25 protein-coding genes are annotated in these 25,997 nt (G+C 71.9%); 13 read left to right on the forward strand and 12 right to left on the reverse strand.

The annotated features are described in order from the left end of the window. Positions 1–14 precede the first annotated feature (14 nt). From ABT070_RS35125 to ABT070_RS35135, 3 genes are read right to left on the reverse strand one after another with little or no spacing between them, the layout of a single operon-like run. Entirely contained in the window at positions 15–1,484 is a 1,470-nt protein-coding gene (locus tag ABT070_RS35125) for a hypothetical protein (protein ID WP_351766751.1), read from the reverse strand. A gap of 1 nt (position 1,485) precedes the next feature. After that, positions 1,486–1,740 (reverse strand): MoaD/ThiS family protein, encoded by a 255-nt coding sequence (locus tag ABT070_RS35130; protein ID WP_020130366.1) that lies wholly within the window; start codon positions 1,738–1,740, stop codon positions 1,486–1,488. 37 nt (positions 1,741–1,777) lie between these two features. Next, positions 1,778–2,617: an alpha/beta hydrolase gene (locus ABT070_RS35135; RefSeq protein ID WP_351766753.1), complete on the reverse strand. Its 840-nt coding sequence runs from the start codon at positions 2,615–2,617 to the stop codon at positions 1,778–1,780. Positions 2,618–2,819: 202 nt separating this feature from the next. Between ABT070_RS35135 and ABT070_RS35140 the strand changes: the two genes are divergently transcribed. The 8 genes from ABT070_RS35140 to ABT070_RS35175 all read left to right on the forward strand — a co-directional run bounded on the left by ABT070_RS35140 (position 2,820) and on the right by ABT070_RS35175 (position 11,789). Next, a complete protein-coding gene (locus ABT070_RS35140; RefSeq protein WP_351766755.1) occupies positions 2,820–3,608 on the forward strand; it encodes a winged helix-turn-helix transcriptional regulator in 789 nt (262 codons plus the stop codon). Between the two features lie 105 nt (positions 3,609–3,713). After that, positions 3,714–4,736 (forward strand): LacI family DNA-binding transcriptional regulator, encoded by a 1,023-nt coding sequence (locus ABT070_RS35145; RefSeq protein WP_351766757.1) that lies wholly within the window; start codon positions 3,714–3,716, stop codon positions 4,734–4,736. Between the two features lie 208 nt (positions 4,737–4,944). Beyond that, positions 4,945–6,189, forward strand: coding sequence for a S1C family serine protease (locus ABT070_RS35150; protein WP_351766759.1), 1,245 nt, complete (start codon positions 4,945–4,947; stop codon positions 6,187–6,189). Positions 6,190–6,218: 29 nt separating this feature from the next. Further along, the gene (locus ABT070_RS35155) at positions 6,219–6,428 is read left to right on the forward strand and encodes a hypothetical protein (protein WP_351766760.1); all 210 of its coding nucleotides are present in this window, start codon (positions 6,219–6,221) and stop codon (positions 6,426–6,428) included. A 118-nt stretch (positions 6,429–6,546) separates the two neighbouring features. Beyond that, a complete protein-coding gene (locus ABT070_RS35160; RefSeq protein WP_020130372.1) occupies positions 6,547–7,284 on the forward strand; it encodes a response regulator transcription factor in 738 nt (245 codons plus the stop codon). Further along, complete coding sequence (locus ABT070_RS35165; RefSeq protein ID WP_351766762.1) at positions 7,281–8,744, forward strand: HAMP domain-containing sensor histidine kinase; 1,464 nt, start codon at positions 7,281–7,283, stop codon at positions 8,742–8,744. Before ABT070_RS35160 ends, ABT070_RS35165 begins: the two co-directional genes overlap by 4 nt. A gap of 118 nt (positions 8,745–8,862) precedes the next feature. Continuing rightward, positions 8,863–10,965: a pectinesterase family protein gene (locus ABT070_RS35170; protein ID WP_351766763.1), complete on the forward strand. Its 2,103-nt coding sequence runs from the start codon at positions 8,863–8,865 to the stop codon at positions 10,963–10,965. 53 nt (positions 10,966–11,018) lie between these two features. Next, positions 11,019–11,789 (forward strand): response regulator transcription factor, encoded by a 771-nt coding sequence (locus tag ABT070_RS35175; RefSeq protein ID WP_351766845.1) that lies wholly within the window; start codon positions 11,019–11,021, stop codon positions 11,787–11,789. Between the two features lie 130 nt (positions 11,790–11,919). On the opposite strand, the gene ABT070_RS35180 is transcribed toward ABT070_RS35175, so the two are convergent. From ABT070_RS35180 to ABT070_RS35195, 4 genes are all read right to left on the reverse strand, one after another. Continuing rightward, positions 11,920–13,728 (reverse strand): ABC transporter ATP-binding protein, encoded by a 1,809-nt coding sequence (locus ABT070_RS35180; protein WP_351766765.1) that lies wholly within the window; start codon positions 13,726–13,728, stop codon positions 11,920–11,922. A 136-nt stretch (positions 13,729–13,864) separates the two neighbouring features. Next, the gene (locus tag ABT070_RS35185; protein ID WP_351766766.1) at positions 13,865–13,999 is read right to left on the reverse strand and encodes a hypothetical protein; all 135 of its coding nucleotides are present in this window, start codon (positions 13,997–13,999) and stop codon (positions 13,865–13,867) included. A 91-nt stretch (positions 14,000–14,090) separates the two neighbouring features. Further along, entirely contained in the window at positions 14,091–14,225 is a 135-nt protein-coding gene (locus ABT070_RS35190; protein ID WP_351766768.1) for a hypothetical protein, read from the reverse strand. 256 nt (positions 14,226–14,481) lie between these two features. Next, positions 14,482–16,284 carry a bifunctional metallophosphatase/5'-nucleotidase gene (locus ABT070_RS35195; protein WP_351766770.1) on the reverse strand — a complete coding sequence of 601 codons (1,803 nt, stop codon included), beginning with the start codon at positions 16,282–16,284 and terminating at the stop codon, positions 14,482–14,484. Between the two features lie 249 nt (positions 16,285–16,533). Here ABT070_RS35195 and mshD point away from each other — a divergent pair, with 249 nt between their 5' ends. Beyond that, entirely contained in the window at positions 16,534–17,460 is a 927-nt protein-coding gene (mshD, locus tag ABT070_RS35200; RefSeq protein WP_351766772.1) for a mycothiol synthase, read from the forward strand. Between the two features lie 210 nt (positions 17,461–17,670). Here mshD and ABT070_RS35205 read toward each other — a convergent pair whose 3' ends face one another. The 5 genes from ABT070_RS35205 to ABT070_RS35225 form a co-directional block, all read right to left on the reverse strand. Next, positions 17,671–18,384, reverse strand: a complete 714-nt coding sequence (locus tag ABT070_RS35205) for an ABC transporter (RefSeq protein ID WP_351766774.1) — start codon at positions 18,382–18,384, stop codon at positions 17,671–17,673. Next, the gene (locus tag ABT070_RS35210) at positions 18,372–19,922 is read right to left on the reverse strand and encodes an ABC transporter permease (RefSeq protein ID WP_351766777.1); all 1,551 of its coding nucleotides are present in this window, start codon (positions 19,920–19,922) and stop codon (positions 18,372–18,374) included. The genes ABT070_RS35205 and ABT070_RS35210 overlap by 13 nt, the downstream gene beginning before the upstream one ends. Beyond that, complete coding sequence (locus ABT070_RS35215; protein WP_351766779.1) at positions 19,919–20,797, reverse strand: ABC transporter ATP-binding protein; 879 nt, start codon at positions 20,795–20,797, stop codon at positions 19,919–19,921. Before ABT070_RS35215 ends, ABT070_RS35210 begins: the two co-directional genes overlap by 4 nt. Positions 20,798–20,989: 192 nt before the next feature. Next, positions 20,990–21,832, reverse strand: a complete 843-nt coding sequence (locus tag ABT070_RS35220; protein WP_351766781.1) for a cupin domain-containing protein — start codon at positions 21,830–21,832, stop codon at positions 20,990–20,992. A gap of 67 nt (positions 21,833–21,899) precedes the next feature. After that, on the reverse strand, positions 21,900–22,451 hold the full coding sequence (locus tag ABT070_RS35225) for an RNA polymerase sigma factor (protein ID WP_351766783.1): 552 nt from the start codon (positions 22,449–22,451) through the stop codon (positions 21,900–21,902). A 121-nt stretch (positions 22,452–22,572) separates the two neighbouring features. Between ABT070_RS35225 and ABT070_RS35230 the strand changes: the two genes are divergently transcribed. Genes ABT070_RS35230 through ABT070_RS35245 form a run of 4 tightly spaced genes read left to right on the forward strand, consistent with a single transcriptional unit; the run spans position 22,573 to position 25,995 of the window. Beyond that, a complete protein-coding gene (locus ABT070_RS35230) occupies positions 22,573–23,022 on the forward strand; it encodes a GntR family transcriptional regulator (RefSeq protein WP_351766784.1) in 450 nt (149 codons plus the stop codon). Next, positions 23,019–23,960 (forward strand): ABC transporter ATP-binding protein, encoded by a 942-nt coding sequence (locus ABT070_RS35235; RefSeq protein ID WP_351766786.1) that lies wholly within the window; start codon positions 23,019–23,021, stop codon positions 23,958–23,960. The genes ABT070_RS35230 and ABT070_RS35235 overlap by 4 nt, the downstream gene beginning before the upstream one ends. Further along, on the forward strand, positions 23,957–24,976 hold the full coding sequence (locus tag ABT070_RS35240; RefSeq protein WP_351766787.1) for an ABC-2 membrane transporter-related protein: 1,020 nt from the start codon (positions 23,957–23,959) through the stop codon (positions 24,974–24,976). Before ABT070_RS35235 ends, ABT070_RS35240 begins: the two co-directional genes overlap by 4 nt. Continuing rightward, entirely contained in the window at positions 24,973–25,995 is a 1,023-nt protein-coding gene (locus ABT070_RS35245) for an ABC-2 membrane transporter-related protein (protein ID WP_351766789.1), read from the forward strand. Before ABT070_RS35240 ends, ABT070_RS35245 begins: the two co-directional genes overlap by 4 nt. Positions 25,996–25,997: the final 2 nt, after the last annotated feature.

The following is a 25,997-nucleotide window of genomic DNA, read 5'->3' on the forward strand; positions in this document are numbered from 1 at the left end:
TCCCTGCCCGCCCCTCACGCCAGCGCCCGTCCGAGCACGTAGACCGCCGGCGCGGCCGCGGCCAGCGGCAGGGCCACGCCCGCCGTGAAGTGGACGAAGCGGGAGGGGTAGTCGTAGCTCGCGACCCGGTGGCCGATGAGCGCGCAGACCGCCGCGCCCGCGCCGAGCAGCGCGCCCTTGGCGCCCAGGCCGGTCATCCCGCCGACCGCGATGCCCGCACCCGCCGCGGCGAGCAGGGCCACCACGACGGAGGCCGGGGTGGGCAGCGGCAGCGCACGGGCCAGGACGGCCACCGCCACCGCGGCCGCGCCGACCGTCACCGCGTCCGGCTCGGCGCCGAGGTGCCCGGTGGCGAGGACGGCCAGCGCGGAGGAGGCGATGGTCGCCATCAGCCCGTACATGCGTTCGTCGGGGTCGGCGTGCGAGCGCAGCTGGAGCACCAGGCAGAGCAGCACCCAGACGCCGAGCGTGCCGAAGATCGCGGCGGGCGCGTTCTCCCTGCCCGCCGCGAGGAGCGCCACGTCCGAGACCAGCGCGCCCAGGAAGGCGAGCGCGATGCCCTGGCGGGCCGGCCACATGCCGTTCAGCCGGAACCAGCCCGCCGCCGTGACGGCCTGGAGCGCGACGAGCGGCACGAGGAGCGCGTACGAGCCGATGGCCGCCGCGCCGGACAGGAGCAGACCGAGGAGCGCGGTGAGCGCGGCGGGCTGTATCCCCGGCTCGATGATCGGCGAACGCCCCTCCAGACGGGCCCGCTGGGCGTCGGTGACGCGGGCGTTGCCGGCCAGGGTTGCGGGGCCGTACGTCATACCGGTGCCTCCGGTCGCGGTCGCGGGTTCCGGCACGGGCGCGGAAGCGAGGGGGGCGGCAGGCACCGAGGGCTGCTGGGAGGCCTGCTGCGGCGCCGGGGCCGCCTGCCAGTTCCCCGCGTGAGCCTGGTTCCCCGCCTGGACGTGGTTCTGCGCCTGGACATGGTGCTGCGGCTGGACATGGTGCTGCGGCTGGGGGTGGTTCTCCGGCGGCAGGGCCGCGCCCGCCGCGGGGCCGCCGCCGTACGACGGGCCGTTCCCGTACGACGGGCCGTTCCCGTACGACGGGCCGTTCCCGTACGACGGGGTGTTGCCGTAGGCGGAGGCGTTTCCGTATCCGGGGGCGTCGTCGTACGCGGGGGTGTTGCCGTAGGCGGGCTGCCGGCTGCCGTGGATCGGCGCCTCGCCCGTCTGCGGGGGCAGATAGGCGGTCTGGGCCGGGTCGGCCGGGGGGACCGGCGCCTGGACGCTCGTCTCCCAGGTCTGGCCCTGCCACTGCTGCGTGTGCTGGAGGTGGGCCTGCGGCTCCTCGTACCCCTGCTGCTGCCCCGGCCACGCCTGCTGAGCCTGCTGGGGCTGCTGGGCTTGCTGGGGCTGCTGCTGGGCGTACGGGTCGTAGCCCTCGTACCCCTCATACCCCTCGTAGCCCTGGGGGTCGTACGGCTGGTCGGTCATCTCACCCTCCTGCGAACGGCGGGAGCACCTCGACCGTGCCGCCGTCGGCCAGCCGTACCGTCTCATGTTCGCGGGTGCCCACGGGGTCACCGTCGACGAGGAACGAGCATCGCTGCAGGACACGCACGAGTTCACCGGGGTGTCGCGCACGTGCGGCATCGAGCGCCTCGGCGAGCGTGGCCGCGTCGTGCGGCTCCTCGGCGACCCCGGCCGCGGCCTTGGCCGCCGCCCAGTAGCGCACCGTGACCTTGGGCATCAGGTTCCTCAATCGATCGGCTGTGTACACGGTCAGGCTAGCCCGCCCGCGCGACCGCCCAGTCCCCGATACGGGCCAGCAGTCCGTCGTCGGCCGCGTGCTCGGCGTGGCCCATGCCGTGCTCCAGCCAGAGTTCGCCGTGGCCCGCGGCGGCCTCGGCCAGCATCCGGGGGTGGTCGAGGGGGAAGTAGCCGTCCTGGTCGCCGTGCACGATCAGCAAAGGGGTCGGCGCGATCCTCGGGACCGCCTCGACCGGGGACAGCGGAACGGGGTCCCAGTCCCGGCGGTGGATACGGGTGCGGAAGCCGTAGCGGCCGACCAGGCGGCCCTCGGGGCGGGTGACCATCCAGTGCAGCCGGCGCATCGGGGCCGTGCCCCGGTAGTACCAGCGGGCGGGGGCGCTCACGGAGACGACGGCGTCCACCGTCCCCTCGTACAGCGCCGCGTGCCGCAGGACCACCGAGCCGCCCATCGAGAAGCCGACGGTCACCACGCGCGCGTGCCCGAGCGAGCGCGCCCACTCCACCGCGGCGGCCAGGTCGAGGACCTCGCGGTCGCCGACCGTCGAGTGTCCGCCGGAGCGGCCGTGCCCCCGGAAGGAGAAGGTGACGACGGCGCCGTACCGCGCGAGGGCGGCCGCCACGCGCCGCACGTGCGGGCGGTCCACGTCCCCGGTGAACCCGTGGGCGACGACGAACACCGGGTGACGGGTGGATGGCGCGGAGGCGTCGTATACGACCGCACCCGGTTCGTATACGGAATCGACCGCAATCCCGTCGGCGGTGGGCAGAAACGTCCGCAATGGTGCACGCGTGCCCGTCTCGGAATTCGGACGAACGGTGGAACGTGCCACATGACCTGCCGGACCGCTGCTCATGTGGGCTATTCTGCTGGACAGAGGACTCGGGCAGCGTAGCCCCCGGGTCCTTTTGTGCTTTCGGAAGCGTTGTATACGAAATGGGAACCGGGCGGGAAACGCCAGGTGACCGCGGGTGTACGGCCCCCCGGGATCGCAGAGCAGTGCCGCAAAAGCCGCTGTGCCGCAATGTCCTCGCAGGGACCGAGGAGGAACCAGACATATGAGTTCTCTGCTGCTCCTGACCAACGCTCTCCAGCCGTCGACGGAGGTCCTTCCGGCCCTCGGCCTGCTGCTGCACAACGTCCGCGTGGCTCCGGCCGAAGGCCCCGCCCTCGTCGACACCCCCGGCGCCGACGTCATCCTGATCGACGGCCGCCGCGACCTGCCTCAGGTCCGCAGCCTCTGCCAGCTGCTGCGCTCCACCGGACCCGGCTGTCCGCTCATCCTGGTCGTGACCGAGGGCGGCCTCGCCGCCGTCACCGCCGACTGGGGCATCGACGACGTACTGCTGGACACCGCGGGACCGGCCGAGGTCGAGGCCCGGCTGCGGCTGGCCATGGGCCGCCAGCAGATCGTCAACGACGACTCCCCGATGGAGATCCGCAACGGCGACCTGTCGGTCGACGAGGCGACCTACAGCGCGAAGCTGAAGGGGCGGGTCCTGGACCTCACCTTCAAGGAGTTCGAGCTCCTGAAGTACCTGGCCCAGCACCCGGGCCGGGTGTTCACCCGCGCACAGCTGCTCCAGGAGGTCTGGGGCTACGACTACTTCGGCGGCACCCGTACCGTCGACGTCCACGTACGACGTCTGCGCGCCAAGCTCGGCCCCGAGCACGAGTCGCTGATCGGAACCGTCCGGAACGTCGGTTATCGATTCGTTACCCCTGAGAAGGGGGAGCGCGCGAGTGACGACGCGAAGGCCAAGACGGACCGCCCGGAGCGGGCAAACACGGACGATGCGGACAGCGCGGCCGTCCTGGACGCCACAGAGGTCACGGCGGAGGCGTAGTACCCGCCGGTAAGCCCGGCACCCGCTCGGGAAGGGCATCGCCCGCGCACAGCGAAGCTCCTGTACGCCCTGCCCAGAGCGGGTCCATCCGCGTAGACTCCGCGCGTGGCCAAGGTGACTCGGGATGATGTGGCGCGACTGGCGGGTACTTCGACCGCCGTCGTCAGCTATGTCATCAACAACGGACCCCGGCCGGTCGCCCCGGCCACGCGCGAGCGTGTCCTCGCCGCCATCAAGGAACTGGGGTACCGGCCCGACCGGGTGGCCCAGGCGATGGCGTCACGGCGCACCGACCTCATAGGCCTGATCATCCCGGACGCCCGTCAGCCGTTCTTCGGCGAGATGGCGCACGCGGTCGAGCAGGCCGCCTCCGAACGCGGAAAGATGGTGCTGGTCGGCAACACCGACTACGTCGCCGAGCGCGAGGTCCACTATCTGCGGGCGTTCCTCGGGATGCGCGTCTCGGGCCTCATCCTCGTCAGCCACGCACTGAACGACCAGGCGGCCGCGGAGATCGACGCCTGGGACGCCCGGGTGGTGCTGCTGCACGAGCGCCCCGAGGCCATCGACGACGTCGCCGTCGTCACCGACGACCTGGGCGGCGCCCAGCTCGCCGTACGCCACCTCCTGGAGCACGGCTACGAGTACGTGGCCTGCGTCGGCGGCACCGCGGACACCCCCTCCGTCGGCGACCCGGTCTCCGACCACGTCGAGGGCTGGCGGCGCGCGATGGACGAGGCCGGCGTCAGCACCGAGGGCCGGCTCTTCGAAGCGCCGTACAACCGCTACGACGCCTACCGCGTCTCCCTGGAGCTGCTGGCCGGCCCGGACCGGCCGCCGGCCGTCTTCTGCTCCACCGACGACCAGGCGATCGGCCTGCTCCGCGCGGCGCGCGAGCTGCGCATCGACGTGCCCGGCGAGCTGGCGGTCATCGGCTTCGACGACATCAAGGAAGCGGCCCTCGCCGACCCGCCCATGACAACGATCGCATCGGACCGCTCGGCGATGGCCCGGGCGGCGGTCGACCTCGTCCTGGACGACGGTCTGCGGGTCGCGGGGTCGCGGCGCGAGCGGCTGAAGGTGTTCCCGTCGCAGCTGGTGATACGGCGGTCCTGCGGCTGCGAGTAGCCGTTCACGGGCCTGTGCGAGCACCGTCCACAGGCCCGCACGAGCCGTTTACGAGCCGCTCGCGAGCCTGTACGAGCCGTGTATGAGACCTCTCTGAGAGGCTCCCCCGAACTTCGGGATCGCTCTTTATATCGGGCATACGAGGTTCTGGCGGGCTTCTCAGGGAGCACTCAGGGAGCTCTCATGGTCGGGCGAGAAGCTTCGTTCCATGACCGAGAGCATCCGCCGCAGCGGCGAGTACGAGAACTTCGAGAACCCGTACCAGGCCCCGTACGAGGGCGCCCAGCAGCACGCCTCCTCCCCCACGGGCTCCTCCCCGGTGAACCCGGAGTGGCCGCCGCCGCCGGCGTACGAGCCGGTCGCGCAGCAGCAGTCGGTGCAGCAGCAGCCCGTGCCGCCGGTGCAGCAGTCCGCGCACCAGCAGCAGCCGGTCGTCGAGCCCACCGCGGTGTGGCAGACCCCGGCAGCGGCCGGCGGCGCCGACAACGGCGGCTACGGCGGCAACGGCGGCGGAACCGCTCTCCTCACCCCCGTGGCCTCCGAGCCCGCGCCCGCCAGGAAGAAGCGCGCCCGCGGACCGTTCGCGCTGCTCGCCGCCGTGGCGATCGTCGCGGCGGCCATAGGCGGCGGCACGGCCTACGGCATCCAGGAGCTCACCGGCAAGGACGAGGTGGTCTCCTCGTCCACCACCACCAGCGTGGTGCCCTCCAGCAAGACGGGCGACGTGGCCACCATCGCGGCCGCGGTCAGCCCGAGCGTCGTCGAGGTCAGCGCCACGCTCAGCAACGGAACCTCCACCGGCTCCGGTGTGATCATCACCAGCGGCGGCGAGATCATCACCAACAACCACGTCATCTCCGGCGCCACCTCGATCAAGGTGTCGACGAGCGACGGCAAGTCGTACACCGCCAAGGTCGTCGGCACGGACAGCAAGAAGGACCTCGCGCTCATCGAGCTGGAGAACGCCTCCGGCCTGAAGGCGGCGACCCTCGGCAACTCCGACGGCGTCAAGGTCGGCGACACGGTCGTGGCGATCGGCTCCCCCGAGGGCCTGACCGGCACCGTCACCAGCGGCATCGTCTCCGCGCTCAGCCGGGACGTGACCGTCTCGACCGACGAGAGCCAGAGTCAGAGCCAGGGCCAGGGAAGCCAGGGCGGCGACGGCAGCTGGCCGTTCCAGTTCGGCGGCCAGCAGTTCAACGGCGACACCGGTACGTCCACGACGACGTACAAGGCGCTCCAGACGGACGCCTCCCTGAACCCCGGCAACTCCGGCGGCGCGCTCATCGACGCCAGCGGCAACATCATCGGCATCAACTCCGCGATGTACTCCGCCGCGACGGACTCTTCCTCCTCCTCCGACGCCGGCAGCGTCGGCCTCGGCTTCGCCATCCCGATCAACACCGTCAAGGCCGACCTCGCCACGCTGCGGGCCGGCGGCTCCGACAGCTGACAACCCACCATCGAGTCAGGGAGTACGTCATGATCAAGCAGGTTTCGCACACGGTGACCGGTTTCGGTGCGGCCGACCTCGGCCTCGCCCTCGACGTGGCGTACGAACTGCACCCGCCGGTCGCGCCGACCCGCGCGCCGGAGGTGGCGGCCCCGCAGCTGATGGGCCTGCGCACCACGGCGGCCCGCCCGCACCAGCGCAAGGTGCCGCTGAACCGGCTCGCGGCCCTGCGCGGCTGATCTCACCCCCAACCCACTCTTTACGCGCACACCGGGAACCGTGCGAGGCTGAGGACACTCAGCACGTTCAGCAGGTCCAGCCTCCCGTCGTCCCACCGCACCCGAGGAATCCACGCCCATGAGCCCCGCCGAAGGCGACCGTGACACCCAGCGCATCCTGATCGTCGACGACGAGCCGGCGGTGCGCGAAGCACTCCAGCGCAGCCTCGCCTTCGAGGGCTACGACACGCAGGTCGCCGTGGACGGCGCGGACGCTCTGGAGAAGGCGACGGCCTACCAGCCCGACCTGGTGGTGCTGGACATCCAGATGCCGCGCATGGACGGCCTCACCGCCGCGCGCCGCATCCGCGGGGCCGGCGACACCACGCCCATCCTGATGCTGACGGCCCGCGACACGGTCGGCGACCGGGTCACGGGACTGGACGCCGGGGCGGACGACTACCTGGTCAAGCCCTTCGAACTGGACGAACTGTTCGCCCGCGTACGGGCCCTGCTGCGGCGCAGCTCCTACGCGGCGGCGGCCGGAGCGGGCGCCGTGGAGGAGGACGAGGCCCTCACCTTCGCCGACCTGCGCATGGACCTCGCGACCCGTGAGGTCACCCGCGCCGGACGCCCCGTGGAACTGACCCGCACGGAGTTCACCCTCCTGGAGATGTTCATGGCCCACCCGCGCCAGGTGCTCACCCGTGAGCAGATCCTGAAGGCGGTCTGGGGCTTCGACTTCGAGCCGTCGTCCAACTCCCTGGACGTGTACGTGATGTACCTGCGCCGCAAGACGGAGGCGGGCGGAGAGCCGCGCCTCGTGCACACCGTGCGGGGCGTCGGGTACGTGTTGCGGCAGGGCGGGGCGGAGTGAACAAGATCGTGCGGCGGTTCCGGACCCTTCCCATCCGGGCCCGGCTGTCGATGCTCGTCGCCGCCGCCGTGGCTTTCGCGGTGGCGGCGGTCTCGGTGACCTGTTGGTTCATCGTGCAGGGGAAGTTGTACGACCAGGTCGACGAGGATCTGACGAAGTCGCGGATGAAGGGGCCTGGGCAGGCCGTCCAGATGCAGAGCGCGCTGGACAACTGCACTCAGACCCCGCAGTCGAACAACAACCCGTTCCGCAACGACCTCTACACGCAGGTACTCAAGACCGACGGAACCCCCTGCGTCATCGAGGAGTCCGAGGGCTCGATCAAGGTCACCCAGGCCGACAAGGACGTGATCAAGAACGCGAGCAGCGGGAAGTTCCTCATCCGGAACGGGACCGACGAGAGCGGCGACTCGGTGCGTGTGATGACCACGCCGATCACCCTCCAGAACGCCGCGACCGGCGAGCAGTCCTACGGGGCCGTCATGGTCGCCGTTCCTCTCAAGGGCACCGAGTCCACCCTCAACGACCTCGCCCTGGTCCTGCTCCTGGTCTCCGGCATCGGAGTCGTGGGCGCAGGCGCGGCCGGGCTGGCGGTCGCGCGTGCGGGGCTGCGGCCCGTCGACAAGCTCACCGAGGCCGTGGAGCACGTGGCCCGTACCGAGGACCTGAACGTGCGCATCCCGGTGGAGGAGGACACCGACGACGAGATCGCGCGTCTCTCCCGTTCCTTCAACTCGATGACCGCCTCCCTCGCCAACTCCCGTGAGCTGCAGCAGCAGTTGATCGCGGATGCCGGGCACGAGCTCCGCACCCCCCTCACCTCCCTCCGTACCAACATCGAGCTCCTCTCCCGCAGCGAGGAGACGGGCCGCCCGATCCCCCCGGCGGACCGCAAGGCACTCCTCACCTCCGTGACGGCGCAGATGACCGAGCTGGCGTCACTCATCGGCGACCTCCAGGAACTGTCCCGTTCCGAGGGCCAGCGCGGCGAACGCGTGCAGGTGGTCTCGCTGGAGGACGCGGTGGAGTCGGCGCTGCGCCGGGCCCGGCTACGCGGCCCGGAGCTGACCATCACGGCGGCGCTGGAGCCCTGGTACACCCGGGCGGAACCGGCCGCGCTGGAGCGGGCGGTGGTCAACATCCTGGACAACGCGGTGAAGTTCAGTCCCGAGGGCGGCACGATCGACGTCCGGCTGAGCCACGGGACGCTGACCGTCCGCGACCACGGCCCCGGCATCCCCACCGAGGAACTCCCGCACGTCTTCGACCGCTTCTGGCGTTCCCCCAGTGCGCGGGCCCTCCCGGGCTCGGGCCTCGGTCTCTCGATCGTCGCCCGTACCGTGGAACAGGCCGGCGGCCAGGTCGGCCTGGCCCGCGCGGACGGCGGCGGCACGGTGGCGACGGTCCGGCTGCCGGGGGCTCCGACCCCTCCGCCGGAGGATCCCGCCATCGCCTCGTAGGAGGCGGCCGGCTCTCTTCCCATGTGTGTCCGTGAGTTCGGCAACCTTTCCGATCCGGGCGGCGACCCAGGAGCGCAACAACTCCCCCCGCCCCGCCCCGCACGGAACGGAATGTCGTATGAGCGCGCACCGCAGCAGAGGAACCGGCAAGCCCCGTCACCGCAGGCGCGGCACCGCGCTCGCGATCGGTGTCCCCCTCGCCCTCACCGCCGCCGGCACCCTCGCCTACGGCACGGACCTCGGGCTCTTCGGCGCGGACGCGCAGGCGAGGGCATCGGCCGCGACCGCGGCCACGCCCGCCTGGGCGACCGCCACCGCCGACGGCTTCGCCTCCGTCGACGCCCTGGGACAGAACGGTACTTACGGCGGCCGGGACGGCAGGACCGTCACCGTGAAGACGCTCGCCGACCTCGAGAAGTACGCGACCGCCGCCGAGCCGTACGTCATCGTCGTGGCCGCGACGATCACCATGGACCCGGTCGGGAAAGAGATCAAGGTCCAGTCGGACAAGACGATCGTGGGGTCCGGGACCGCCGGGCAGATCGTCGGCGGCGGCTTCTTCCTCGGCCAGGGCGTCCACAACGTGATCATCCGGAACCTGACGATCCGGGACGCCTACCAGGGCGTCTGGAACGACAAGGAGCACGACTTCGACGCGATCCAGATGGACGGCGCCCACCACGTCTGGATCGACCACAACGATCTGCGGCACATGGCCGACGGGCTCATCGACAGCCGCAAGGACACGACGTATCTGACGGTCTCCTGGAACAAGCTGAGCCAGGAGAACAAGGCGTTCGGCATCGGCTGGACCGACAACGTCACCGCCGACATCACGATCCACCACAACTGGATCCGCGAGACCGAGCAGCGCAACCCGTCCACGGACAACGTCGCCCACGCGCACCTGTACAACAACTTCCTGGAGGACGTGGCGGGGACGGACATCAAGTCCTCGTACGGCAACTACTCGCGCGGCGCGACGAACATGGTCCTGGAGAACTCCTACTTCCAGGGCCTGACCAACCCCGTCGTCCGGGACGCGACCGCCACCCTGGTCCAGCGCGGCAACGTGTTCTCCGGCACGACCGGCAAGAACGAGAGCGGCGGCACGGGCGCGGCCTGGGACCCGAAGACGTACTACGCGTACACCCTCGACAAGGCGGCCGACGTACCCGCGCTCCTCAAGTCGGGTGCGGGCCCGCGCAGTTCCATCGGCACCTCCGCGAGTACGGCGACGACGGCCACCACGAAGGCGGCCGCCGCCACCACGCTCACCGTCGCCAAGGACGGCAGCGGGCAGTACACGACCGTGCAGGCCGCCGTGAACGCCGTACCGGCGAACAACCCGGCGCGCGTCGTGATCGCCGTCAAGCCGGGCACGTACCGCGAGCTGGTCAAGATCCCGTCCAACAAGCCGCACGTCACCGTCCAGGGCACCGGCGGCAGCCGCAAGGACACCACGATCGTCTACGACAACGCGTCCGGTACGCCGAAGCCCGACGGCTCCGGCACGTACGGCACCGGCGGCAGCGCGACCTTCGCCGTCGACGCGGACGACTTCCAGGCCCGTAACCTGACCATCTCCAACGACTTCGACGAGGCCGCCCACCAGGACATCGCGAACCAGGCGGTCGCCCTGCGCACCTCCGCCGACAAGGTGTTCCTCGACGGCGTCATCATCAGCGGCGACCAGGACACCCTGCTGGTGGACACCGCGGCCAAGGACAAGCTGGGCCGCGTCTACCTCACCAACTCCTACGTCATCGGGAACACCGACTTCATCTTCGGTCGTGCCACCGCGGTGATCGACAAGTCCGTCATCACCCTGAAGAAGCGCTGGAACGGCACCTCGGCCGGCTATGTCACGGCCCCCAGCACGGCCGCCGACCGCAAGGGCATCCTGATCGCCAACTCCACGGTCAACGGTGACGTCTCCGACCGGAGCTTCTTCCTCGGCCGCAACTGGCACGCAGGCGGCGACGCGACCCTCGACCCGCAGACCACCGTTCGCAACACCTCCCTCAGCGCCGCGATCAAGACCACGCCCTGGTCCGACATGGGCGGCTTCTCCTGGAAGGACGACCGGTTCGCGGAGTACAAGAACACCGGCGCGGGCGCGGGCGCCGCGAGCTCCGACCGTCCCCTCCTGACCGACGCCCAGGCAGCCGCCCAGGAGGTCGCGGACTGGCTGGGCGACTGGACCCCCACGGCCTCCTGACATCCCCCTGCCAGCTCCGCCACAGCCCCTCGCCGCACCGTGAGGGAATGGTGATGCGAACGGTGAAGGGGACGGCGGCGGGGGCGGCAGCGACCGGGGGCGCGGGTACGGCGGGGAGGATACTGCTGGCCGACGACGACGCGGACATCCGCGAGGGGCTCGGCCGGCTGCTCCGCTTCGAGGGCTACGAGACCGTCCTCGCCGAAGACGGACGGCTCGCCCTCGACCTCGCCCTCGACCTGGTCGGAGCCCCCGGCAACGCCCCCGACCTGGTCCTGATGGACGTCACCATGCCCGGCCTGGACGGTCTGGCCGCGACCCGGCGGATCCGGGCCTCCGGCTCCACCGTCCCGATCCTGATGATCACCGGCCGGGACGCGGTGGGCGACCGTATCGTCGCCCTCGACAACGGCGCGGACGACTACCTGATGAAGCCGTTCGCCGCGGAGGAGCTGCTGGCGCGGGTGCGGGCCCTGCTGCGCCGGGGCACCCGACGGACCTCCCCGCCCGTCAGGACGGCTTCCCCCCGGCTGGCCTTCCAGGACATCGCCATGGACCTGTCCTCGCGCACGGTCACCCGCGCCGCCCGCCCGCTCGACCTCACCCCCACCGAGTACTCCCTCCTGGAGTACTTCCTCCGCCATCCGGCGAAGGTCCTCAGCCGTGCCCAGATCCACAAGGACGTCTGGGGCTTCGACTTCGAACCGACGTCCAACACGCTCGACGTGTACGTCATGTACCTGCGGCGCAAGTTGGAGCAGTACGGCGGGCCCCGGCTGATCCAGACGGCGCGGGGGCTCGGGTACATGCTGCGGGCGGGGTGACCCGGCGCCGCGGCTCTGTCGGCGATGCGGTGCTGTAGCGATGCCGTGCTGTAGCGATACGGCACTGTGGTGGTGCGGTGCCGCGGTGGGCGGTGGTGCGGTGTGCGGTGGTGCGGTGTGCGGTGGTGCCTCAGAGGCGGAGCACCAGGGTGTCGTCGGCGAGCCGCTCGGCCGCCGTGGTCCGCCGCGCCGTGGTCCGCCGCGCCGTCTCCGACCACGGTTCGACCAGCCTGGTGTAGGCCTCACAGCGGGCCATCAGCTCGTCGTGCGTGCCCGCGTCCAGCAGCCGCCCCTCGTCCACGACCAGGATGCGATCGGCGTCGGGGGCGAAGCTCAGATCGTGGGTGATCATGAGCGTGGTGCGGCCGGACATGAGGCGGCGCAGGGGTTGGACGATCTGCCGGGCGGCCACCGAGTCGAGGCCAGCGGTGGGCTCGTCGAGGACGAGGACCGGAGCCGCGCGGAGCATCGCGCGGGCGATGGCGACCCGCTGGAGCTGGCCGCCGGAGAGGGCCGCGGTGCCGGGGGCGATGCGGGTGTCGTAGCCGTCGGGAAGGGCGGCGATGAACTCGTGGGCGGCGGCCGACCTGGCCGCCCGCTCGATCTCCCGGTCCGTGGCGCCCGGGCGGCCGCACTCGATGTTCTCCCGGATCGTGCCGTTGAGGACGAGGGTCTGCTGGGGAAGCAGCGCCGTGTTCTCACGGACGAACTCCAGCGGGACGTCCGTGAGCGGGACCCCGTCCAGGCGGACGACGCCCGCGTCGGGGTCGTAGAAACGGGTGAGGAGTTTGGAGAGGGTGGACTTGCCGGCCCCGCTCGCGCCCGTGACCAGGACCAGTTCGCCGGGGCCCGCGGTGAAGGTCACGTCCCGCAGTGACGCGCGGGCCGCGTCGGGGTAGCGGAACGAGACGCCGTGCAGGCTGACCCAGCCCCGGACCGGCCAGGCGGGGACGGGGACCTCCGGGTCCCTCACCGACGGCTGCGCGTCCAGGAGTTCCGCGATGCGTTCCGCGCCCGCCGTGGCCGCGGTGACCGTCAGACCGAGCTGGCCGAGGCTGCGGACCGGCGGGTAGAGGTAGCCGATGAACGCGGCGAAGGCGAGCAGGGCGCCCAGGGTCATCCGGTCGGCCGAGATCTCCCAGACGCCCAGGCCGATCACCGACAGGACGCACAGGGTCTCGACCACCTCGACGAACTGCTCGTACATCTCGCTCAGCCGCGCCCCGCGCACGCTGGCCCGCATCCACGCGCGGGCTTCCTTGTCGAGGCGTCGCTCCTCGTCGCGGCGGCGGTTGTACGCCTGGGTCAGCACGACGTTGACCAGCGACTCCTCCACCACCGAGGTGATCGCGCCGTCGGCGACGCGCTCGTCCTGTGAGGCCTGCTTGATCCGGCCGGCGAAGCGGCGGGCGGCGAGGAGGAAGAGCGGGGCGAGGACGAAGGTGGCGAGGGCCAGGTCCCAGCGGAGCCAGAGGGCCGCCGCCGCGTAGAAGACCGCCGAGAAGGCGGCGGAGATCGTGCCGACCACACCCGACACGACCAGTTGTTCGATGGCCTCCACGTCTCCCGTCAGGCGTTCCACCAGGTCGCCCCGGCGATGCCGCTGGAAGAAGTGGGGCGGGAGGTCCTGGACATGACCGAAGACGTTCGCGCGCAGCCGGAGGACGAAACGTTCCGCCGTCCAGGTCGCCAGCGAGTTGCCCAGATAGCCGACGAGCGCGCCCACCGCGGCGACAGCCAGCCAGGCTCCGGCCGGACCCCAGAAGGCGGAGAGCGAGCCGGCCTCGAGGGCGTTGTCGGTGAGTTCGGCGAACAGCAGGATGGAGGCCGTCTCGGCGAGCGCGGACACCACCACGCACCCCACGATGACCAGCATCCATCTGCGGTCGCCGCGGGTCAGCGGCCAGAAGCGGCGGAAGGCCTCGCGGGCTTCCCTCATGTCAGCAACTCCCTCGACTCCCTGCGTGCATGTCCCTGCTCGTGCATGTCCCTGCGTGCGTGTCCCTGCCCGTACGGAGGCATGGCCGAGGCGGGGTCACCGGCTCGCACCGGTGACCCCGCCTCGTGGCGTGCCGTCAGCCCTTGTGCGCGACCGGGCGTCGCTGCGGGGCGACCTTCTTGGCGGCCTTCTTCTTGGCCACGGGCTTCGGCGCCGGGGCGGAAGCGGTCTTGCGGGCCTTCTTGACGGGGGTGATCTTGTGGAAGCTCATGGGAATTACCTCTCCATTTATCAGGTGCTGATTATGTTGGTTTTACGCGTGGCTTATTTGTCGCGAGTTTGCAACAGCGCCGACTTCGGCATCAGCCCTTATGGGAGACCGGGCGTCGCTGCGGGGCGACCCTCTTGGCGGCCTTCTTCTTGGCCACGGGCTTCGGCGCCGGGGCAGCAGCAGTCTTGCGGGCCTTCTTGACGGGGGTGACCTTGTGGAAGCTCATGACGTTCTCCGTTCGCTCTGTTCGCTCTGTTCGCTTTCGCGTCGTTCGCTGTCGACATGGAAAACATTACGGGACGCCGGAGCCGGAAAAAGCCAATTCCGCTGAGACCTCGATGAATTGCGACTGAGATGAGTTTTCAGGCGGCAGCGGGAACCAATCGGGAACTCACACAGGTTTTAATACGAAGAGGCGGCCCCGTCGGTGACGAGGCCGCCTCTGCGCTGTCCTGCGGGTCCTGCGGGTCCTGCTGGAAGGGTTACTGCACGATCGCGATCCGGTTCGCCGTCGGCGGGGCGATCGGGCCCGTGGCCGAGGAGTTGGCGAGCAGGTACTGCTCCAGAGCGGTCAGGTCGTCGGCGCCGACGAGGTCGTTGGTGCCCTGGCCCAGCGTGGTGAAGCCGTCGCCGCCGCCCGCGAGGAAGCTGTTCGTGGAGACGCGGTAGGTGGCGGCCGGGTCGATCGCCGCGCCGTTCAGCTTGATGGAGTCCGTGACGACGCGGTCGGCGCCGCTCTTCGTCAGGTCCAGCGTGTACGTCAGGTTGGCGGACGGCTGAAGGATCTTCGGCGCGCTCGCGTTCGTCCCGCTCACCTGCTCCTTGAGGACCTGGACCAGCTGGGCGCCGGTGAAGTCCTGGAGGTTCACGGTGTTGGAGAACGGCTGGACGGTGAAGCCCTCGGCGTAGGTCACCACGCCGTCGCCCTCACTGCCCTTGGCCGCGTAGGTGAGGCCCGCCCGGACGCCGCCCGGGTTCATCAGCGCGAGGTCCGTCTCCGGGTCGAGCTCCTTGCCGTACCAGAGCTGGGCGTCCGCGATCAGGTCGCCCATCGGGGACTCGGTGCCCGTGCTGGGCACGTCCGCGGAGATGTAGCCGATCGCCCGGTTGCCGACGGGGGCCGCCAGGGTGTTCCACTTGGTGATCAGCTCGGTCATGTCCGGCGCCTTGGCGACGGTCCGGGTGACCACGTGGTTCGCCGACTTGACCGCCGTACGCGCGATGTCACCGGTGAAGCGGTCGTACGTCAGCGTGGTGTCCGTGTACAGCCGGCCGAAGGACGCGGCCGAGGTGACCGTGCGCGGCTTGCCGGACGGGTCCGGGATCGTGCACGCGTACGCGGCGTGCGTGTGGCCCGTCACGAGCGCGTCCACCGACGGCGTGATGTTCTTCGCGATGTCGACGATCGGGCCGGAGATGCCGGCGCCCGCGCCCGCGGAGTCACAGTTGTAGTTGTAGGAGCCCGAGGCCGGCAGACCGCCCTCGTGGATCAGCGCCACGATCGACTTCACGCCCTGCTTCTGGAGCACCTTGGCGTACTTGTTGATCGTCTCGACCTCGTCCTTGAACTTCAGGCCCTTGACGCCCTCGGCGGACACCACACCGGGGGTGTCCTCCAGCGTCACGCCGATGAAGCCGATCTTGACGTCCTTCTTCTTCCAGACGAAGTACGGCTTGAGGATCGGCTTGCCGGTCTTCTCGGACAGGACGTTGGCCGCCAGGTACGGGAAGTCGGCCCCCTTGAACCGCTTGTCCGTGTAGCAGCCGGCCGTCGGGTGGCAGCCGCCGTTCTGGAGCCGGGCCAGTTCCTTGGCGCCCTCGTCGAACTCGTGGTTGCCGACCGACGTGACGTCCAGGTCGAGCTTGTTCAACGCCTCGATGGTGGGCTCGTCGTGGAACAGACCCGAGATCAGCGGGGAGGCGCCGACCATGTCGCCGCCGGCCGCGGTGACCGAGTACGCGTTGCTCTTGCGGGCCTCGCGCAGGTGCGTGGCGAGGTACTCCACACCGCCCGCGTCGATCGTCTTCGTCGTGCCGTCCGCCTGGAGCTCCGTGACCCGGCCGGAGGAGCCGGACGGGGGCTCGAGGTTGCCGTGCAGGTCGTTGAAGGACAGCAGCTGCACATCCTGGTAGCGGTTCGGCAGCGGCTTGGAGTGCTTGGCGTCATGGGCGTCCGCCGGGAGCGCGGCGGCCATCGCACCTGCGGTGGCGAGACCCGCGGCGGCCGCGAGAAGACGGTACGTACGACGTCTGCCGTTCGGATGCGGCTGGGAAGTGGCTGGCATGCGCCCCCCTGAGGTGTCTGCCTGTGGCGTCTGCGTCCCCCGGGCCCGACCGGCCCTGAGAGACGTATGAGGAAGTGGCCCCGTCCGGCGCAGCCTAGAGTCAACGCGCGTAGCGCGACAGGGGGTTCTTGGTTACATCCTGGTTTCCCTTTGTCCTCCGCTTACCCTGCGCTTTGCCTTTCCGGACCGCGGCCTTCCGCCTTTCCCCTTGCCGCCACTTTGTGCGGCCCGCCCCTTACCCTCGTACGCATGACCAGCGACGACATCGCACGGATCCCCGGCTCCCGATCCATCGAGACTCACTCCGAGCTCTCCCCCGAACAGACCGGGGCCGTCCTCGAACTGCTCGCGGAGGCCGCCCGGACGGACGGCCAGCAGGCGGTGTCCGAACAGGGCCGCCTACAACTGCGCGGAGGCGCCCGCGAGGGCATCTCCCACCTGGTCCTCAACCTCGGCGACGAACTCGTCGGCTACGCCCAGCTGGAGGACACCGATCCGGTCGAGGCGCCCGCCGCCGAACTGGTCGTCCACCCCTCGCACCGCGGCCACGGACACGGCCGCGCGCTCGGCTCCGCCCTGCTCGCCGCCTCCGGCAAGCGGCTGCGGGTGTGGGCCCACGGCGGACACTCCGCCGCCCGGCACCTCGCCCAGGTCCTGGGACTCTCCCTGTTCCGCGAACTGCGCCAGATGCGGCGGCCGTTGACCGACCTCGAGCTGCCCGAGCCGGTGCTGCCCGAGGGTGTGACCGTCCGTGCCTTCGTCCCCGGGAAGGACGACTCCGCCTGGCTCGCCGTCAACGCCGCGTCCTTCGCCCACCATCCCGAACAGGGCTCCCTCACCCAGCGCGATCTCGACGCCCGCAGGTCCGAGCCCTGGTTCGACCCCGCCGGCTTCTTCCTCGCCTTCCGCGGCGAGCGGCTGGTCGGCTTCCACTGGACGAAGGTGCACGCCGAGGAGCAGCTCGGCGAGGTGTACGTCCTCGGTGTCGCCCCCGGCGCGCAGGGCGGCGGCCTCGGCAAGTCCCTCACGACGATCGGCCTGCGGCACCTCGCGGCGCAGGGCCTGCCCACGGCGATGCTGTACGTCGACGCCGACAACAAGGCCGCGGTGTCGGTGTACGAGCGACTCGGGTTCATCACCCATGAGACGGACCTGATGTACCGGACGGAGACCTGAGCCGGGCAAGAAGAGCCGGGCAAAGGAGAGTCAGGGGAAGGAGAGCCGGGGGAGGGAGAGCCGGGCCCGGTGGAAACGGCGGACCGGCGGGAACGTCGGGAGCGGCGGACCGGCGGGAACGGCGGACCGGCGGGACCAGCGGACCGGCGGGACCAGCGGGAGCCGTGGGCCGGTAAGAACTCGGACCCGTGGGCGCCCGCGGCCTCGGACTCATCCGGAGGGACAGCCCCCGGATCGGCCGAGCCGGCCCGACCCGTGTCCGCGGGGTCGTCCCCGCAGCGGCTCCGGTGTCCACAGCACGCTCAGCGCGACCGTCGCCGCCAGCACCAGCGCCCATCTGATCTGCGTCGCCGCCCAGTAGGGATCCTGCGACGTGCCCAGCAGACCCCAGCGGTTCGGGACCAGTACCGCCACCGCGGCCGCTGTCCCCAGCCAGATCGCCGCGTCCCTGCCCACCTCCGGGGTCTGTGTGAAGCGGACGGCGATCGTCGCGAGGGCGAGGGCCGCGCCGGCCATCCCGGCGGCCTCGATCGTGGCCGGGCCGAGCGCGGGGCGGGTCGGCGCGGGAGTCAGGAGCAGCACCGCCGCCCACCACAGGGCCGGCAGGGGTGCGACGACGGCCAGCCGCAGCACGGTGCGGCGCGGGCGTCCCACCGGTGTCGTCGCCGTGGTGTTGCGGGCCGGGTCGTCCAGCAGGAAGGCCAGGCCCAGCGCGCCGGTGAGGGCGGCGAGACGCAGGACCAGCCGCCCCAGTTCGGCGTCCGGAGCGTGGTCCGGCAGCCGGGTGGTGCCGGCGAGCAGCAGGCCCAGCCCGCCGGCCATGGTCAGCGCCCGCCAGGGAAGACCGCGCCACACCGGTGGCACCAGGGACCGCAGCAGGTCCGTCCGGGCCCCCGTCGATTCTGCTCGCGCTACTCCTCGCACTGATCCGCCTCCTTCGGCACCTCGACGCCCAGCAGCTTCGCGGCCTGGGCGGTCGTCGTCTTCGCGGACGTCAGTTCCGTCCAGTGGGCCTTGACCCGGGCCGTCGTCCCGGCACGCGGCTGGTCCAGCAGTTCCCGGATCACCGTCGTCTGCGTGCTCGACAGGCTCAGTCCGTTCGTCGGGGCCAGGACCGCGCCCGAGCCGGTCGTGCTGTCGTCCAGCCGCACGTTCTGGAAGGTGGCCAGCGGGGTGGGGTCGTTGCCCAGGACCAGCCACATGATGGTCACCGCACGGGCGTCGCACATCGGCTCGGTCGTCACGTCCTCCGAGCCGCCCACCAGGACCGAGGCCACCCCGACCGCGAACTCGGGGACACGGTTGCCGCCCCAGCGCGTGCCGACCGTCACCTCGCCCGCGGTGGTCGAAGGGTCGAGCGCGCCGTCGATCTCCACCCCGCCGTCGGTGTAGACACGCTGGCGGACCGTCAGCCGGGCCTCCGCCGCGCCGCCGGCCCCGGACCTGACACGGTCGACGACCTCGGCCCAGTCGTCCCGCACACCGCTCCACTCGGGGAACGAGCAGTAGGTCGAGCCGTTGTACGCCGAGCACGACTGGACCTTCTCCGGGGACTCGAACGCCGTCCTGCGCGCCGCGTCCAGGGACACCGTGTCGTGCGGGAGCTGACCGATCACACCGGCCACGGTGGCCGCGAGGGCGAGTGCGGTCGCCGCCTTGACGGCTCGGGTACGGCCTCCGGCCACCAGCAGGGCCGCGCAGGTCAGCACGGCGCACAGGCCCGTCACGTACAGGGCGTGCCAGCCGGCCGGGCGGCCCAGCAGGTCGCTGGGGACCGGGTCGCCGCCGCTGGACGAGAAGGCCTGGATCGGGTCGAGCCCGCCCACCCAGCCCGGGTCGGTGCCGATGAGGCCGGAGACCAGGGTGCCGAGCACATACACGGCGATGACGAACAGTATGGGCACGAAGGGGGAAGGCAGCAGCCGGGCCAGCAGCACGCCCGTGATGCCTGCCAGCAGGACGCTCAGGGGGCCGACGGCCAGTTCGCCGAAGGAGCCGTGGCCGATCGCGCCGGGCTTCAGCGCCTCCCGGGTGTACTCGGCCGCGACGGTGAGCGCGGTGAGCCCCGCGTAGGGGATCACGGACAGCACATGGGCGAGGGTGCGCCGCCAGGGTTCCATGGCCAGCACCCCGAACTGCTGCACCGTGCCGTGCTTGCGCGAGCGCAGCGCGGCCGCGTTGGCGCAGATGAACAGGGCGAGGGCGAACAGCAGGGGCGCCGCCTGGGTACGCCGGTCGATCGTGTTGAGGACGGGGAAGGCGTCCATGCCGTCCCTGCTCATCAGCCGCAGGGCGATGAGGACGACGTACAGGGCGAAGAAGAACAGCACCGGGATCTGCAGGAGCAGTTCGCGGGCCTCGAAGCGGGCGAGGGCGAGGACGGCCGCGGTGCGGCGGCCCTCGCGTGGCGGCTCGGTGAGCGTGAGGGCGGGTTCCGTGCTCGTCGGGGTCGTGGTGCTCACGCCGTCACCCCCGCGCTCTCGCCGTCGAGGGCGAGCAGGTAGCCGTCCTCGAGGGTGGGCTCGAGGAGTTCGGCGCCGGTCGGCGGATCGCCGATGTTGCGGAAGCTGCCGGTGCCGGTGCGCCAGCCCGCCAGGGCGTCCGGATCGCGTTCCGTGCTGCTCCAGACCCGGCCGGCCGCGCGGGCGGTCAGGTCGGCCGGGGTGCCCTCGAAGCGGACGCGGCCCTGGGCCAGCACCACGACGCGGTGGCAGAGCATCGCCACGTCCTCCGTCTGGTGGGTGGACAGCAGCACCGTGCGGCCCTCGCCGGCCTGGGCGATCAACTCACGGAAACGCATGCGCTGTTCGGGGTCGAGGCCGACGGTCGGCTCGTCCAGCACCAGGAAGCCGGGGTCGCCGACGAGCGCGGCGGCCAGGGCGACGCGCTGCCGCATGCCACCGGACAGCCGCTTGATGCGGGTACCGCGCACCTGCGAGAGGTCGACGGCCTCGAGCACGCGCCGCACCTCGCGCAGCCGGTCGCCGCGGTCGGTCAGCTCCTTCAGGATGGCCACGTAGTCGACGAACTCGAAGGCCGTGAAGTCCGGGTGGAAGCCGGGGGTCTGAGGCAGGTAGCCGAGCGTGCGGCGCAGGGCGAGGCGGCCGGCCGCGGTGCCGGGGTCGTGCCCGAGGGCCGTGAACGCACCGCTGTCGGGCGGCACGGCCGTGGCCAGCACCCGCAACAGGGTGGTCTTGCCGGCGCCGTTGGGGCCGAGCAGGCCGGTGACTCCTTGGGTCAGCCGCAGCGAGACTCCGTCGAGGGCGCGGGTCCCGCCGAACCGCAGGGAGAGGTCGGTGGCCGTCAGACCGGCGGGGCCGGTGGAAGCGCTGGTCATGTGGAGCTCCTGGAAGTCCGGTGGGCGGGCGGGGCCGGGGCGGGGGCCGTAGCGGCGGGTGACCGCCTCACCCGGCGCCGCCGTCGGGGAAGCCGCCGAGCGGGCGGGCGGGGCGGGGCCGGCCGGCGGGCGCGGCCGACGACCGGGCCGGGGAGAGGGCCGGGGAGAGGGCCGCACGGGCGGCAGGCCGCCTCACCCGGCGCCGCCGTCCGGGAAGCCGCCGAGCGGGCGGGCGTCGAAGCGGTCACGGGCCTGGTAGAGCAGGAGGGCGGCGAGGGCCGCCACGGCCGCCGCGGCCGACTGGCCGGCCGCCGTGAACGGGGCGAGCGTGTCGTGCGCGTGTTCCTGGCTCTTCGCCACCACCAGCAGCGTCACCCACGCGCCGCCGACCAGGGCGGGCGCGACGACCGGACCCAGCCGGGCGGTCAGCGCGAGCCCCGTCGCGGTGAGGGCGAGGGCGGGCAGCAGCCAGGCCAGGGCCAGCAGCCCGTACCCCGGCAGTGCCAGTGTCGCCAGGCCGTTGAACACCAGGCCCGCGGTGAGCACCGCGACCGTGCGGATCATCAGCAGCCGGAAGCCGTGCAGCGGGGCGACGACGGCCATCTCGTACGTCGGGTCCAGGGACGGGCCGTACGACAGGGCGACCCCGGCGAGCGGGAGCAGCGGGGCGAGCGCGAGGAACAGCGCGGGCCGGTCCGCCACCCGCACCGCCAGCACGGTCATGACCAGCAGGAACAGCACCGACAGAAGCCAGGAGCGGCGCAGTACCGGGGTCGCCGTCAGCAGCCGCGCGGTGTGGTCGGCCACACCGAGCCGCACCAGCAGCCGTTCGAGCAGTCCCTGGCGTGGCGCGTCCAGCTCGGCGTCCAGCCGCTCCCAGCCGGCGTCCAGCGCGACGGGGTCGGTGGTTGCCGCGAGCCGGGCCCGGCACTGTGCGCACCCGGTGAGGTGGGTGTCGGCGGACCAGAGCAGCGGCGGTGCCAACTCGCCGTGCGCGTACGCCCGCAGGTCCTCTTCAGCAACGTGCCACGTCATGCCACGACCTCCCTCGACTGTCCGTCGCCCGCGCGTCCGCGCGGGTCCACTCCGCACACGTGCCGCCTCATGCCAGCGCCTCCCGCAGTTGCTTGCGGGCACGCTGGGCCCGCGTCTTGACGGTGCCGGGCGGGATGCCGAGCAGAACGGCCGCCTCCCGGGTGGTGAGCCCGTCGATGACGGTCGCCTGGAGGACCGCCCGCAGCTCCGGCGAGAGGCGGGTGAGGGCCCCGGCGAGGTCCCCGTGCTCCACCCCCGCGAGCACGCGTTCCTCCGCCGAGGCCTCGTCGCGGTGGCGCAGCCGGTACAGCGCCTGGCGCAGCCGGCCGCGCGTCCCGTCCCCGCGCACGGCGTCGATCAGACGCCGGGAGCCGATGCGCCACAGCCATCCGGCGGCGTCGTCGGAGAAGCCCTCCTGGCGGTGGCGGGCGGTTCCGCGCCACACCGCGAGGAAGGTCTCCTGCACGACGTCGTCGACTGTCCCGGCGTCCGCGCAGCGGCCGCGCAGGCGGGCGGTCAGCCAGGGTGCGTACCGCCGGTACAGCTCCTCGAAGGCGTGACGGTCCCGGTCTGCCGCGATGGCCCGCAGCAGCTCCCCGTCGCTTCTCGTTTCGCTCACATCCCCTCATCGGACGTGCCCCGCCGATCGGTTCACGGTTCGCCGCACGATTTTTTCTTGACTTTCCGCACCACCTTCCACCACCCTTTCACTACTCAATTAGTGAAAGGGTGGTTGTCCAGTGGTCGAATACCGCATCGACCGGCACAGCGGCGTGGCCACCTACGTCCAGATCGTCCAGCAGACGAAGCAGGCCCTGCGCCTGGGCGTGCTTCGGGCCGGCGACAAGCTGCCCACCGCCCGCGAGGTCGTCGAGGCGACCGCCATCAACCCGAACACCGTGCTGAAGGCGTACCGCGAACTGGAGCGCGACGGGCTGGTGGAGGCCCGGCGCGGCGTCGGCACCTTCGTGCGGCGCGGGCTGAACACCACCCCCGCCGACTCGCCCCTGCGCACGGAACTGGACGCCTGGGCCGTCCGGGCCCGGGAGGCCGCACTGGACCGCGACGACGTGGCCGCACTCTTCACCGCCGTACTCGACGAGCACTTCGCCGTACCGGACCCGAACGGCCGAACCGACCGGAACGCCCCGCACGACCGGCACGACCTGAATCCTGGAGACCCCTCATGACCGACACCGCCATGGCGGCAACCGCGCTCGGCAAGCGCTTCGGCCGACGCGGGGGCTGGGCGCTGCGCGACTGCACGTTCCGCCTCCCCGCCGGGCGCGTCTGTGCCGTGGTCGGCCCCAACGGCGCGGGCAAGTCCACGCTCCTCGCCCTCGCCGCGGGCCTGCTGGCCCCCACCGAGGGCAGGGTCACCGTCCTCGGCACGGATCCGGCGTCCGCACGCGCGCGTGTCGGTTACGTCGCCCAGGACAAGCCGCTGTACCCCCAGCTCACCGTCGCCGAGACCCTGCGCGTGGGCGCCGATCTCAACCCGGGCCGCTGGGACGCCGACACCGCCGGGCAGATCGTCGCCGCGGGCGATCTCGACCCCGGGAAGAAGATCCGCGCCCTCTCCGGCGGCCAGCGCACCCGGGTCGCCCTCGCCCTGGCCCTCGGCAAGCGGCCCGAACTGCTCCTCCTCGACGAGCCGATGGCCGACCTCGACCCGCTGGCCCGGCACGAGCTGATGGGCACCCTGATGGCACGGGCGGCGCAGTACGGCACGACGATCGTGATGTCGTCGCACGTGGTCGCCGAACTGGAGGACTCCTGCGACCACCTGCTGCTGGTCGGCGGCGGCCGGGTGCGCCTCGCCGGTGAGATCGACGACCTGCTCGCCGCCCACGCGCGCGTGAGCACCACCGCGGACTCCGCCCGGCCCGGCCCCGTGGACGGCTCACCGGACAGCGCCCCGGACGGCCCGCCGGAACTCGCCCCGCACACGGTCGTCGAGTCCCGGGTCACCGGCCGCCAGCTCACCGCCCTGGTGCGCCCCGCGGGCCCGCTCTCCGGCGACTGGCGCACCTCGACGCCCTCCCTGGAGGAGCTCGTCCTCGCCTACCTGCGCAACCCGCAGGCCGCCCCGCTCACCCCGGCCGAGCCCGAGGAGGCCGCCGTATGACCGCACTCGCCCTGTCGCCCGACTCCTCGAGGACCACCGGGCGCGCCCCCGGAGCCGGCTGGCTGTTCCGCCTGCACCGGCCCGCGCTGTACGTCTGGATCGCCGTCGTCGCCGTCCTCGCCGTCGGCCTCCTGTGGCTGGAGGGCCCGCTGACCGATGCGTCGGCCGCGGCCTGGCGGGAGTACAACGAGTTCTGTCTCAAGCGCGGTTCCTGCTACTACGACCCGGATGCGATCGTCCGCTACAAAGACGTGTACGGGTACACGACCGGCGCGCTGACCGCGCTCCCCTTCGTCGTCGGCGCCTGGGCGGGCGCCGCCCTGTTCGGGCGCGAGCTGGAGCACGGCACCGCGCAGCTCGCCTGGACGCAGGGTCTCTCCCCGACCCGCTGGCTGGCCACCAAGCTGATCGTGCCCGCGGTCCTGGTCACCGCGGGCACCGGCCTGCTGGTCGCGCTGCACCGCCTGATGTGGTCGGCGGGCGACGGCCGTATCGACACCGCCAAGACCTGGTACGACAGCCCCACCCTGCACACCAACGGTCCCACCACCGTGGCCTTCGCCCTGACCGGCCTGGCCGGCGGCGCCCTCGGGGGTGTGCTGCTGCGCCGTACGCTGCCCGCGCTCACGCTCGCGCTCGTCTCCGTCGCCGCCACGCGGTTCCTGGTCGAGCTGCTCATGCCGCACCTGTGGCCGGCCGTCACCCGGGTCTCCAGCCTCGCCGACGGCTACCGGGGCTCGGGCCTCGGCGTCGACTCGGGCCTGGTCACCGCCACCGGCGCGCACATCGCCGACCCCGGCTGCGGAACGGCCTCCAACTGCAAGACGGTGTACGCCGACCTCGACGTCACCGGCTTCTACAAGACGTACCACCCCGAGTCCCACTTCTGGCCGCTCCAGCTGACCACGACCGCCCTCGTGCTGACCGTGGCCGCCGCCCTCGCCGTGGCCGCGTTCGTCCTGCTCAGGCGCTCGACCGCCACCCCCGCCCACATCGGCGCGGAGTCCGCCGTATGACCGCCGTCGCCGTCGAGGACGCGCCCGCCGGACCGGCCCGCCGCAGCGGCGTCGACGGCCGTGCCGCCTGGGGCACCGCCCGCACCGTGCTGCGCCTGCACCGCACCGCCCTCCTCGTCTGGGCCACCGCCGTACTGGCCCTGAGCGGCTGGCTGGTGTGGCTCAACGAGGTCGCCGTCAAGGACGAGCTCGCGGACTGGGAGGCCTGCGAGCAGGCGAACCGGTACCCGTGCGACATGGCGATCGGCTGGGTCGGCTACAGCGAGTCGCTCAGCTGGGTCGGCCTGCTGATCTCCTACTGCTTCCTCGCCGTCGCCGCCTTCGCGGGCAGCGCGCTGATCGGCCGCGAGCTGGAGAACGGCACCGCGCGCCTCGCCTGGGCCCAGGGCATCACCCCCGCCCGCTGGCTCACCGCCAAGCTCGCCGTCCCCGCGCTCGCCCTGGTCGCCGGCGCCACCGTGCTGACCTCGGTGTACCGCTGGGCCTGGGGCGCCCACCAGAACCTGACGTACAACGGGTGGATGGGCGACGACGCGTACCTCTCACGCGGCCCGGCCGGCCCCGCGTACGTCCTCTGCGCGCTCGCCGTCGGCGTGCTCACCGCGCTCCTGCTGCGTCGCGCGCTGCCCGCACTGGCCGTCTCCGTCGTCACGAGCGGGCTGTTCGCCTTCGTCGTCGCGCGGTACCGCGGCTCCTTCCGGCCCGCCGTCACCCGCACCTCCACGGCGGGCGTGGTCGACCTTCCGGACAACGTCTGGGAGCTGGAGAACGGTGCGCTGATCCACGGACGGCGCACCCCGGACGTCCATTACTGGACCTGCGACGGCACGGCCGCCGAAGCGCGGCGCTGCCTCGACGACCTGGGCGTCACCGGCTACTACACGACCTATCACCCGGAGTCCCACTACTGGCCGCTCCAGCTCGTGGAGACCGGCGTCGTCCTGGCCGTCGCCGCCCTCGTCACCGCCGCCGCGTTCCTCCTCCTGCGCCGTCGCACGGCCACCGCTTCCGCGGCCTGATC

The sequence above is a fragment of the Streptomyces sp. NPDC002884 genome (assembly GCF_040295245.1).
GTDB lineage: Bacteria > Actinomycetota > Actinomycetes > Streptomycetales > Streptomycetaceae > Streptomyces.